General features: G+C 39.7%; 11 protein-coding genes and 2 tRNA genes. 8 read left to right on the forward strand and 5 right to left on the reverse strand.

Annotated features, from left to right (window positions below; all coding sequences use genetic code 11):
* Positions 1–460: 460 nt before the first annotated feature.
* The 3 genes from V6C21_RS01940 (at position 461) to spo0A (ending at position 3,344) form a co-directional block, all read left to right on the forward strand.
* Positions 461–820, forward strand: coding sequence for a YccF domain-containing protein (locus V6C21_RS01940; protein WP_034835598.1), 360 nt, complete (start codon positions 461–463; stop codon positions 818–820).
* Positions 821–984: 164 nt separating this feature from the next.
* Complete coding sequence (gene spoIVB / locus V6C21_RS01945; RefSeq protein ID WP_479268207.1) at positions 985–2,241, forward strand: SpoIVB peptidase; 1,257 nt, start codon at positions 985–987, stop codon at positions 2,239–2,241.
* Positions 2,242–2,558: 317 nt separating this feature from the next.
* Positions 2,559–3,344: a sporulation transcription factor Spo0A gene (gene spo0A / locus V6C21_RS01950; RefSeq protein ID WP_034835591.1), complete on the forward strand. Its 786-nt coding sequence runs from the start codon at positions 2,559–2,561 to the stop codon at positions 3,342–3,344.
* 220 nt (positions 3,345–3,564) lie between these two features.
* Here the strand turns inward: spo0A and V6C21_RS01955 are convergent, their stop codons facing one another.
* The 3 genes from V6C21_RS01955 to rd form a co-directional block, all read right to left on the reverse strand.
* Entirely contained in the window at positions 3,565–4,476 is a 912-nt protein-coding gene (locus tag V6C21_RS01955) for an alpha/beta hydrolase (RefSeq protein WP_034835588.1), read from the reverse strand.
* A gap of 257 nt (positions 4,477–4,733) precedes the next feature.
* Positions 4,734–5,939, reverse strand: coding sequence for an FprA family A-type flavoprotein (locus V6C21_RS01960; protein ID WP_051492236.1), 1,206 nt, complete (start codon positions 5,937–5,939; stop codon positions 4,734–4,736).
* 27 nt (positions 5,940–5,966) lie between these two features.
* Positions 5,967–6,125: a rubredoxin gene (gene rd / locus V6C21_RS01965; protein WP_034835583.1), complete on the reverse strand. Its 159-nt coding sequence runs from the start codon at positions 6,123–6,125 to the stop codon at positions 5,967–5,969.
* A 258-nt stretch (positions 6,126–6,383) separates the two neighbouring features.
* Between rd and V6C21_RS01970 the strand changes: the two genes are divergently transcribed.
* From V6C21_RS01970 to V6C21_RS01990, 5 genes are all read left to right on the forward strand, one after another.
* Positions 6,384–7,232 carry a sulfide/dihydroorotate dehydrogenase-like FAD/NAD-binding protein gene (locus V6C21_RS01970; RefSeq protein WP_034835580.1) on the forward strand — a complete coding sequence of 283 codons (849 nt, stop codon included), beginning with the start codon at positions 6,384–6,386 and terminating at the stop codon, positions 7,230–7,232.
* A 68-nt stretch (positions 7,233–7,300) separates the two neighbouring features.
* Complete coding sequence (gltA, locus tag V6C21_RS01975) at positions 7,301–8,704, forward strand: NADPH-dependent glutamate synthase (protein WP_045085455.1); 1,404 nt, start codon at positions 7,301–7,303, stop codon at positions 8,702–8,704.
* Positions 8,667–9,578, forward strand: a complete 912-nt coding sequence (locus V6C21_RS01980; protein WP_479268208.1) for an aldose 1-epimerase family protein — start codon at positions 8,667–8,669, stop codon at positions 9,576–9,578. Before gltA ends, V6C21_RS01980 begins: the two co-directional genes overlap by 38 nt.
* Positions 9,579–9,675: 97 nt before the next feature.
* Positions 9,676–9,751, forward strand: a tRNA-Phe gene (locus tag V6C21_RS01985).
* Positions 9,752–9,757: 6 nt separating this feature from the next.
* Positions 9,758–9,832, forward strand: a tRNA-Cys gene (locus V6C21_RS01990).
* Between the two features lie 254 nt (positions 9,833–10,086).
* Here V6C21_RS01990 and pfkA read toward each other — a convergent pair.
* The gene (pfkA, locus tag V6C21_RS01995; RefSeq protein ID WP_034838562.1) at positions 10,087–11,058 is read right to left on the reverse strand and encodes a 6-phosphofructokinase; all 972 of its coding nucleotides are present in this window, start codon (positions 11,056–11,058) and stop codon (positions 10,087–10,089) included.
* 63 nt (positions 11,059–11,121) lie between these two features.
* Complete coding sequence (locus V6C21_RS02000) at positions 11,122–11,313, reverse strand: hypothetical protein (protein ID WP_034838559.1); 192 nt, start codon at positions 11,311–11,313, stop codon at positions 11,122–11,124.
* Positions 11,314–11,414 lie beyond the last annotated feature (101 nt).

The raw sequence follows: 11,414 nt of genomic DNA on the forward strand, positions 1-11,414 counted from the left end.
CTTATTCATAGCGAATAGGAAACCTCCTTGCTTTGTTGGTGGGTTGCAGCTCAACTATAGCACAGGCTTTTCCTATTCGCTATCTTTTTTTATCCGCTAGTGTAACACATCTATTGTAATCCTACATAAACATATTAGGAAATTTTATAACCCTTATAGGAACTGCACTTACTACTATTGCTGCGATTGAGCAATCAGCAAGTGGAAATTGTATGTCAGTAACCGCTACAGGCAGTACCGCCACAAATAACAATCAGAAAAATTCAGGAAAAACGGACAAGTGTAACGCTTGAACTGATTTATACGTAAACATCTGACATTCTTCCCTAATTTTCGACGCATATTATTATATCTCTTAACCAACCTGACTTCAACAACATTATTGAGAAGATTCGATTACAAATATATTTTATGATAAAATATATTTACGCATTAAATTAATAGAGACTGTGGTGGAATTATGAACTTTATCGGCAATTTCCTTTGGCTGATTTTCGGCGGGCTGATTCTCTCACTTTGTTGGTTCATAATCGGTTTGCTTTGGTGTATTACCATTATAGGAATTCCAGTAGGAATTCAGTGTTTTAAAATTGCTGAGCTTGCCTTGTGCCCCTTTGGCCGCACTGTCGAATATGGCGGCGGTGCTGTTTCTTTTCTTTTAAATATACTTTGGATCATCTTCGGAGGCCTTGAACTTGCCGTTACAGCTCTTATAATTGGAATTATCTTATCGATAACAATTGTAGGCATACCTTTCGGTATTCAATGTTTTAAACTCGCAAAATTATCACTTATGCCCTTTAGTGCTACTATCAAATAAAAACAGCAATGAAGTAATTTATACTTCATTGCTGTTTTTTTATTCATTCGCAGGATTGATTAAAATGTGAAAAATATATTGACAATTAGAGCACTTTTTACAACTCATAATACCGCGCTTTGGAGGTACATTAAATTCTGTCAATCAAAGTTGCGGAGGTACTTATGAGTGATAAAACAAGAAAATTTTTTAATAGATTAATCAAAATATCCGCTGCCACTATCGGGACTATAGCATTATCCGTTTTGTCAACGGGGCTAATTATTGCAAGGGAAATACCTGATAGTTTTTCAATTGTAGAAGGAGAAAAACTATCGTTTAATAATAAATTTCCGATAAAAGCTGAACTGACTGGTTCAAAGTATGTCCTTGCTAATAATATCAGCAAAGCCGGAAAACATTATTCTGATGAACTTATGTTTCTCGGCAGTGTTCCAATTAAAAATATTAAAGTTTCGGTAGTTAAACAAGTAAGCGTTGTACCAAGCGGAGAAACTTTCGGCGTAAAGTTCTATACAGCCGGTGTCGTAGTGGTTGGAATGACTGACGTTGACACTGCGGAAGGAGCAAAAAATCCTGCTTATGAAGCAGGCATTCGTAAAGGTGATGTGATTCTCGCAATTAACGGCAAATCAGTAACGTCAAACAGTGAAGTTTCCGCTTTGTTTTCAGCCAGCAATGGAAAATCTATAACTGTCAGCCTAAAACGCGGAAATGTGGGCTTTTCAGTTACATTTAAACCCGCTTTATCAGTTAGTACCAACTCATATAAAGCTGGACTTTGGGTCCGTGACAGCACCGCTGGAATCGGCACAATAACTTATTATAACCCTTCCAATTATTCATTCGCAGGCCTCGGACATGGTATTTGCGACGTTGACACAGGAAAAATCATGCCGTTGCTTACAGGAGACGTTGTCAAAGTAAATATGACCGGTATTGTAAAAGGCACCAGTGGTCAGCCGGGAGAACTCTTAGGTGTTCTTAGCGATACGGTTTGGGGTAACCTTTGTATGAACAACGAAACTGGTGTTTATGGTTTTTTGAATAGCGTCAATGTAGGTAAGCCGGTACCAGTCGCCATGAAACAAGAAGTAACCGAAGGGCCTGCCGAAATAATAGCGACAATAGATAACAGCGGTCCAAAAAAATACTCTGTAGAAATTGAAAAAATCCATTTTAATGATGATTCACCGACAAAAAACATGATTATCAAAGTTACAGATAAAAATCTTTTGAAAGCAACTGGAGGTATTGTCCAAGGAATGAGCGGATGTCCTATAATACAAAAAGGACGTTTAGTCGGTGCGGTAACCCATGTTTTTGTTAATGATCCCCAACGCGGTTATGGTATATTTGCAGAAAATATGATAAATTCATCCAAAGTACTTGAAAAAAGTCAACAAAAAGATGTATCATAAATATAAAAGTTTTATATGTTTATTAATATTTGCTATCCGCGGCGTTCTCTTATGAATTCGCCGCGAGTAGCAACAAATTATTTAAAACTATTTGTCGTTTTTTGATATATTATTTTATTATTTGTTGTAATATCAGATGTATTACAATTTTATTAAAAAATAATTTTTGTAGATTTACATAAATTCTCTATTTATTTTTTAACGAAATGTTGATTTTTTTATTTTTTTTTCGAAAATATGTAAATAACTATTGCAATATTTTTCCAGTTATGGTAAATTATTGTTAGAATTTAAATATCTCAATGGAGGTTAATAAAATGGAAAACAAACTGAAGATTCTTGTGGCCGACAATAGCGTAGAAATCGGTCAAGTATGCGCGGCTACCTTGCGTTCTTACGGTATGAATGTCACAACAGCGTCGAAAGACGGACAGGAAGTTCTCGACGCTATCGCCAGGGAACAACCCGATGTTGTTCTTATGAATGCTTTTATGACACGGATTGACGCCATCGGTGTTTTAAACTCGATTAAATCAATGAACTTACCCAAAAAACCCATTATGATCGTTATGTCTACTTATAACAACGGTATTATAAGCTCACAGGTTATGGAAGCAGGTGCTTCGTATTTCATACCCATGCCATTTGACCATGACCTTTTGGCCGAAAGAATCAATCAACTCGCCGGCATTGTTTCGGAAGAAAAGAAGCCAATTGTCGGCTCAAATTCAATACAGGTAAACAACATGCAGGATATCGAATTAATTGTAACGAAAATATTCCATCAGATTGGTGTTCCAGCACATATAAAAGGATATCATTATTTAAGAGAAGCGATTATGCTTGCCATTCAGGATATAGATATAATCAACTCGATTACCAAGCAGCTCTATCCCACAGTGGCTAAAAAGTATCAGACTACATCTTCGCGCGTTGAACGCGCCATCCGCCATGCAATAGAGGTTGCTTGGGACAGAGGCGATGTTGATACTCTTAACTCTTATTTTGGATATACAATCCATAACAGCCGCGGCAAACCAACAAACAGCGAATTTATAGCAATGATTGCCGACAAGCTTAGATTACAGCTTCACATAAGCTGACACCAAGACCGGTTTCGGCTGGCGGTTTAGGGGACGCTAAGCCGAAACCGGAGCAATTAAATATGTCTAATTATTTATATTATACTGCTTTTTACCATAAATTTCAACCATGATATTCCATATTACATGTTTGCCGTACTAAAAGTATTATAATGCACAAACTCTTCACACAATTCGCGGAAAGTCCGTAAATTGTGTGAAGAGTTTTTATTATCATATGTCAGCTATTAAAAAGCACTTCAAGCCACTCATGGCAAAGCTGAAACCAATTAGAAACGTGTGGTATATTTTGCTCATCGAATTTTGAAGTAACCTTATTGCATAATGATAATCCATGCCCGCCGTTCTGGAAGATATGGAGTTCAAACGGTATATTTTTCTTGCGCAAAGCATTAGCGAAAAGCAGAGCATTTTCGCAAGGCACACAGTCATCTTCAAAAGTATGCCAGATAAAAGCAGGCGGCGTATTTTCACTAACTTGTAATTCAAGAGACATTTTTTCAACTAATTCTTTTGGAGCATTTTTGCCCAGTAGGCAATTCATTGAGCCCTGATGTGTATATTCCCCTGAAGTAATTACTGGATAACCGAGTATCATAGCATTCGGTTTGTTGCTGCATTTTTCTATGCCCAGTGTATCACTGATAAATTCTTCATTCCAAAATACTCCGAGACTTGCAGCAAGATGACCTCCTGCGGAAAATCCGCATACTGCGATTTTTTGAGGGTCGGCATGGAAAATCTCCGCTTTGTTTCTGATTAACGCCATTGATGCGGACACTTCAAGCAGGGCTTGCGGGTATCGCACAGGGGCAACAGAGTAATTTAACACAAATGCATTATAACCTAATGCGTTAAATGCAAGGGCAATCGGCTCGGCTTCTCGGAATGAGCAAAACTCGTATGAACCTCCGGGACAAATAAGTATGGATATGCGCTTTGAGGTTTTATCTATCTCCGGTGAAACATCTGGGCAATATGCCGTAAGGGTAGGCTCTCTGTACGCTGCCCAACACTCGTTTGCCTTCCCTACGGACTCTATATGCTTTCTGCGGGCTTCTGAAAGCGATTCTAAACTTTCTTTTGCCAATTCGGGAAATAATTCTCTGAGTTTAAAAACTTTATGCAGCATATTAATTACGGCTCCTTTTTACGTTACTTGAGTGATAGAGCGTCAAGGTCATATCTATCATTGAATGTTACACTATTATCTTTACCTTTGCAATAGATTTGTTATTATTGCAGTTGTGTGTTGAAAAAGCCGCCCGATATAAAATCGGACGGCTTTTTCATTGAAATGTGGTGAGAGCATGCTGATTTAATAAAACCTTTGAGTTTTGACACAAACGACAAATCTTGCTGCAATCTATAGGATGTCAGTTTAACAGATCATTTTAAAGTCTCTGCAAAACTTTGACCGAACTCTCTCGCCTTTTGAAGAACTTCGTTTGTCGGTACAAATTGGCAAGTGAAGTTCTGATCAAACACCTTAAACTTAAGCGATTTCAATCTCTCAGTAATCATTGGAACCGCTTCACCGCTCCATCCAAAAGAACCAAACACCGCACATGGTTTACCCTTTGAATTTATTGCGTCAATAGATGCTGTGAGAACCCATATTGGTCTTACCGCATCTCTGTTTATTGTCGGCGATCCAATCAGGAACGCGTCACAATTGTTAATCAATTTAGCGCAAGTATCAAAATCAGCTTCGTTGAGATCATAGGTTTCAACATCAGCTGTTTTTTCAACGTCTTTTATACCCTCTTTGATACTCTGCGCCAATTTTTCAGTATTTCCATATGCGCTGCAGTAGAATATAGGAATTAGCTTATTGTCTCTCTTTTCCGGTGTGCTCCATTTTAGATAGTATTCTTTTGCCTTCTCAAGGAAACCGTTCTTTTGTAAAATTGGGCCGTGGCTGGTGCAGACATATTCAGCATCTAAAGCAGATAATTTTTCAAGGCCGCTTAAAACATACGGCTTAAACGGCGAAAAGATTGCTTCGTAATACAATTTAAAAGCGTCAAGAAAGCGTTTTGGATATTTGACGAAGCTGTCGAACATACCCGGTTCGCAATAATGGCAGCCCAAAAAGTCGCATGTGAATACTACTTTGTCGTTTTCAAGCCAGGTAAAAATTGAATCTGGCCAGTGTAAAAACGGAGCACTGATGAACTTGAGTACCTTGCCTCCGCCAAGGTCGAGTGTATCACCGTCTTTAACGGATATTACTTCAATATCCTTCTTTCCGGTGATATGTTTGAGATAGATGCTGCCTGCCTTTGAAGTGATTATTTTGATATCCGGTACAGCTTCAATCAATTTTACAAGTGAACCAGAATGATCAGGCTCATTATGATTCATGATGACATAGTCTATAGATGACAGTTCAGCCACGCTTTTGATATTATCGATATACTCTTCGAAAAATTTGCTGTGAACAGTTTCAATGAGTGCAGTTTTTTCGCCTTTTACAAGATACGAGTTGTACGATGTGCCATAGTCTGTTCGCATAATAACATCAAATATACGCATGTTAGGATTGAGCACACCTACCGAATAAATTCCATCTTTTATTTTAATAGCAGACAACATCAATCTCCCCTGTCTTTAATTTTTTTATTGCTCCTCAAACATGTCTTTCCCTACTCCGCACATAGGGCAGATAAAGTCATCGGGCAGGTCTTCGAATTTTGTTCCTGGTGCTATTCCCTGATCAGGAAGGCCCTTCGCTTCATCATACACAAAACCACATACAGAGCAAACATATTTTTTCATAAAATCAACTCCTTAAATTTGCTAATTTAATTATACTATTATGGTATACTTCTGTAAAGATGCAAAATGATATTTTCTCAAATTTTTTTTTACTTATTACTGCTTTTTTAAGAGTAAATTGTATCCTATTCCGCTTTTTTGCATAATTTTGTTAAGCCATGGTGAAAGAAGTTTTAACCCCTTAAAGTGTTGAAATCAATCTTATATAAGATTATAATATTAACGAATTTATATTAATATATAGTATGGGTGGATATAATGTTTAATATTACACAGGCATACGACCTGACAAGTTCTGTCCGTTATATGGAAATCGAAGCGCCATATGTTGCAAAAAAGATAAAGCCCGGACAATTTATCATTTTGAGAATCAATAGTTCTGGTGAGCGGGTACCCTTTACTGTTGCTGAGGCAAATCCTGAAAAAGGAACAGTCGTTATTATATTTCAGCAAGTTGGCAAAACAACAAAAGAGCTTGCAAAACTGAAAGCCGGCGACAAGATACAGGATTTCGTCGGCCCGCTTGGAATGCCTACACAGCTTGATAATATAAAGAAGGCTGCTGTCGTAGGCGGCGGTCTCGGGTGTGCTATTGCGTACCCACTTGCAAAAAGTCTTTTCAACTCTAAAGCACAGGTTGATATAATAGCAGGATTCAGGTCACGTGATTTTGTAATCCTTGAAAATGAATTAAAAGCTGTTTCACAACACCTTTATATCTGCACAGATGACGGTTCCTATGGCGAAAAGGGGCTTGTCACAAATGTCCTCGAACGTTTGATAAAAGAAGGGGCCAATTATGACTGCGTAATCGCAATCGGTCCTCTTATTATGATGAAATTTGTTTCTGAACTTACAAGACCATATGGAATAAAAACTATTGTCAGTATGAACCCAATTATGATAGATGGCACCGGAATGTGCGGGTGCTGCAGGGTAACTGTCGGAGGCGAAACTAAATTTGCCTGTGTCGATGGACCTGATTTTGATGGACATAAGGTTGATTTTGATAGCGCGATGAAACGGCTTGCAACATATAAGAAGCAGGAACGTGAATCGCTTGATCATTACTGCAAAATGCTTGAAGCAGCGGATAATATAAAATAACTCTTGAGAACCTTAATAAAAGTATTTCAGTCATTTATTGAAATATGTTTAATATAGGGAGAAAAGAAATGCCAAACATGATTATGAATAAGACTCCAATGCCGGAGCAGGAACCATCTGTTAGAATACATAATTTTAAAGAAGTTGCTCTTGGATATACTGAAAAAATGGCGCGCGAAGAAGCGCAGAGATGCTTAAATTGCAAGAACAGACCATGTGTTAGCGGCTGCCCTGTTAACGTCCAAATACCTGATTTTATAAAACTTATTGCGGATGGGAAATTTATTGACGCTTACTCAAAAATAATTGAGACAAATTCCCTTCCTGCAGTATGCGGCCGCGTATGCCCGCAGGAAAGCCAGTGCGAATCAAAATGCGTCCGCGGTATAAAAGGCGAACCTGTGGCAATTGGCCGTCTTGAGAGATTTGCGGCAGACTACGCTGCAGACAAATCCGAAGAAAAGATTGAAAAGCCCAAGAGCAACGGCCATAAGGTCGCCGTAATTGGTGCAGGCCCTGCTGGACTTACATGTGCCGGAGACCTAGTAAAGCTTGGATATGAAGTCACTGTTTTTGAAGCGTTTCATACCGCAGGCGGAGTGCTTATGTACGGTATCCCTGAATTCAGGCTTCCAAAGTCTATTGTTGAACGAGAGATATCGAAGCTTGAGGCTCAGGGTGTTAAAATCCTTACCAACATGGTTCTTGGGAAAGTCTTTACTATAGACGAGCTTCTTGGAGAAATGGGTTTTGAGGCTGTATTTATAGGTTCCGGCGCAGGACTCCCACAATTTATGAACATTGAGGGAGAAAATCATATCGGTGTATATTCAGCCAATGAATTTCTCACGCGTATAAACCTGATGAAAGCTTATAGAGACGATTATGATACGCCGATTAGAATATCAAAGAAGACGGCTGTAATCGGCGGCGGAAATGTCGCAATGGACGCGGCACGCAGCGCTAAACGTCTTGGCGCTGAGGATGTCTATATTGTATACCGCCGTTCAATGAATGAACTCCCGGCTCGTGCTGAGGAAGTACATCATGCAAAAGAGGAAGGCATTGAATTCAAGCTTCTTTGCTCCCCTGTTCGTATTATTGGCAATGATAATGGCGAAGTAACAGCTATTGAATGCATAAAAATGGAGCTTGGTGAGCCTGATGCTTCTGGCCGTCGCAGGCCAGTGCCAATTGAAGGTTCAAACTTTACTATTGATGTCGACAGCGTTATCATTGCTATCGGCACAACGCCGAACCCCCTTCTCCTCCGTTCTACTCCTGGCCTTGAGGCAAATAGCCGCGGTTGTCTGAAAGTTGACGAGAACCTTATGACAACACGTGAAGGCGTTTTTGCCGGCGGTGACGCTGTTACAGGTGCAGCCACTGTTATCCTCGCCATGGGTGCAGGTAAACAGGCGGCTCATTCAATTGATGAATACATTAAGAGAAAGGCAGCGGAACGCAAATAAGAATATGACCTTTGAAATAATGTCTGATGGCGCGGTTGCACAGATCGACTCGAAAGGTGCTGAATTAATATCACTCAAAGATATATTCGGAACAGAGTATATCTGGCAGGGTGATGAAAAGTACTGGAATCGGCACTCCCCTATTCTCTTCCCTATTATAGGTGAGCAAAAAAACGGCCAGTACGAGTACAACGGCAAGATTTATTCAATAAGCAGGCATGGTTTTGCCCGTGATATGGAATTTAAGGTTATTAATCATACAAGAGACCGTATTATTCTTGCGCTCTCTTTTGATGAAAATACATTAAAGAAGTATCCCTTTAATTTTCGCCTGCAAGTTACTTTTTCACTGGAAAGCGCTGTGTTACACGTAGAATATCTCGTTCAAAACATCGGCGATTCCGAAATGTTTTTCTGTATCGGCGGCCATACCGGATATAATGTCCCCCTCATGCCTGACGAAAAATTTGAGGATTACTATGTCAAATTCGAAAAGCATGAGAATTTCAATCGCATGCTTTTAAATGAAAACGGCCTTTATTCCGGCAAAACACGTCATTTTCTTGACGGTGACAGTTTTCAGCTAAATCATTCTATTTTTGACGATGACGCTGTTGTCCCAGACAAACTCAATTCAAAGTCCGTAAGCCTTGTGAGCCGGAAAACTGGAAGAGGTGTAACGGTAGAATTTCCGGATTTCGATAACCTCGCCATTTGGTCTCCCAAAGGTGACGCCCCATTTGTTTGTCTCGAACCATGGAACGGTCAGGCGTCCGACGAATCGGACGATATTAATCTTTGCAGCAAAAAAGGTATTATAGAACTCAAAGCAGGTGGGTTTTACAGCGCCTGCCATACAATAACACTTTTATAACTTTTAAATCTATACGCTTATACATAAAATTCGAATGGCCATGTTGTTTTGCCTTGACAATATGTCTTTTTTAGTGTATTATGTATAAGCGTCACTTGCCTCTGTAGCTCAGTCGGTAGAGCAGGGGACTGAAAATCCCCGTGTCGGTGGTTCGATTCCGCCCGGAGGCACCAAATTGCGGCGCCATAGCCAAGCGGTAAGGCCAAGGTCTGCAAAACCTTTATTCCCCGGTTCGATTCCGGGTGGCGCCTCCAACTCATCCTTCCGGCTGTCATAAGCCGGTTTTTTATTTCTCTGTATTTAACACTTATGTGTACCCGCAATTACTGCTTATCCTCAACCGATAAATGCATCGATAATTATTTCCCAAGAAATAAACTTTGCCGCGTTCACACGACTATTTGGAAGCTTCAAGACTTGAATTGATCAAAAATACAGTATTCAATGATTTTGCAGTCTAATTATACAAAAAAGCCATCGGTATTCAAACCGATGGCTTAAATTATGTTTAGATGCTAATTGTATGGGCAATCTCGTAAAGTTTGGTCTCAAAGGGCTTTTTCATTTTAAGAGCTTCATGTATATCATAATCGACGATCTTATTATCTTTAACCGCGATAACCCTGTTACCTATACCTTTTGAAAGCAATTCAACCGCATAATAACCCATTTCAGAAGCCATTAAGCGATCCTGTACCGTTGGTGAACCACCGCGCTGGACATGGCCAAGAATTGTCGGCCTTGATTCAATACCGGTCTTTTCTTCAATGAGTTTTGCAATTTCATCGACTCTTCCGATACCCTCTGCAACAATTATAATGAAATGCTTTTTGCCGGTCCTCTGGATTCTTTGCAGTTTAGGTATAACTTCTTTCTCTATGTCAACTTTTACTTCAGGTACAAGAATACAAGTGGCACCAACAGCAATACCAGCGTGAAGAGCAATGTAACCAGCTTGCCTGCCCATAACTTCAACAACACTGCAACGGTCATGTGACTCAGTTGTATCGCGCAGTTTGTCTACCATTTGCATAACTGTGTTAATGGCGGTATCAAAACCAATAGTGCTTTCGCTTGAGGAAATATCATTATCTATTGTACCCGGAATGCCAACGCAAGGTATGCCACGTTCCGACAAATCCGAAGCACCTCTGAATGAACCGTCACCGCCGATGACGGCTATACCCTCAATACCCATCTCTTTGCAGACAGAAACCGCTTTCTGCAATCCTTCCTCGGTCTTGAATTCGGGGCTGCGGGCCGTATAAAGTACAGTTCCTCCGCGATGAATAATATCTGATACACTCCGAAGGTTCATTTCTATCATATCGCCGTTAATAAGTCCATTATAACCACGGCGGATACCGATAACACGCATGCCTTTTGCTATACCTGTTCTTACGACTGCCCTAATTGCCGCGTTCATACCAGGCGAATCGCCGCCACTTGTTAAAACGCCGATTGTCTTAACTTTATTCATTTCTGTTCCTCCAAGCTTGCGATACTAATACATACTTACATTATACATAGATTTAATAAAGTGTCAATACCCGTTCCGGATTAAAATGGTATGTGCCAATTGTGCTTCAGTTTCTGGAACAAGTATTTCAAAATAACCGTCATCATCACCGTTGCCAACCGGCTTTACCCTGACAGCAAGTGAAGCTTCCCTTAATATCTCCTGAACTTTCAAGACCTGCTCTTTAGTTTGGGCCATATATATAACTGTCCACATAATTACACCTCGTCCAAAATGTATTCAGTTGTCATTCTGTCACTTGAGCAACTAAACGATCCAACAAATAATATTATTTCAATAAGCCCAAAATTATATTG

Source organism: [Clostridium] cellulosi (genome assembly GCF_036762875.1).
Taxonomy (GTDB): Bacteria; Bacillota; Clostridia; order Oscillospirales; family Ethanoligenentaceae; genus Ruminiclostridium_D; species Ruminiclostridium_D cellulosi.

Bases quoted from the DNA above. Each gene is read 5' to 3' on its own strand.
- spoIVB (WP_479268207.1), top strand. From the start codon at position 985: ATGAGTGATAAAACAAGAAAATTTTTTAATAGATTAATCAAAATATCC.
- pfkA (WP_034838562.1), bottom strand. From the start codon at position 11,058: ATGAATAAAGTTAAGACAATCGGCGTTTTAACAAGTGGCGGCGATTCG.
- V6C21_RS01940 (WP_034835598.1), top strand. From the start codon at position 461: ATGAACTTTATCGGCAATTTCCTTTGGCTGATTTTCGGCGGGCTGATT.
- V6C21_RS01955 (WP_034835588.1), bottom strand. From the start codon at position 4,476: ATGCTGCATAAAGTTTTTAAACTCAGAGAATTATTTCCCGAATTGGCA.
- V6C21_RS02000 (WP_034838559.1), bottom strand. From the start codon at position 11,313: ATGTGGACAGTTATATATATGGCCCAAACTAAAGAGCAGGTCTTGAAA.
- rd (WP_034835583.1), bottom strand. From the start codon at position 6,125: ATGAAAAAATATGTTTGCTCTGTATGTGGTTTTGTGTATGATGAAGCG.
- V6C21_RS01970 (WP_034835580.1), top strand. From the start codon at position 6,384: ATGTTTAATATTACACAGGCATACGACCTGACAAGTTCTGTCCGTTAT.
- V6C21_RS01980 (WP_479268208.1), top strand. From the start codon at position 8,667: ATGAATACATTAAGAGAAAGGCAGCGGAACGCAAATAAGAATATGACC.
- gltA (WP_045085455.1), top strand. From the start codon at position 7,301: ATGCCAAACATGATTATGAATAAGACTCCAATGCCGGAGCAGGAACCA.
- spo0A (WP_034835591.1), top strand. From the start codon at position 2,559: ATGGAAAACAAACTGAAGATTCTTGTGGCCGACAATAGCGTAGAAATC.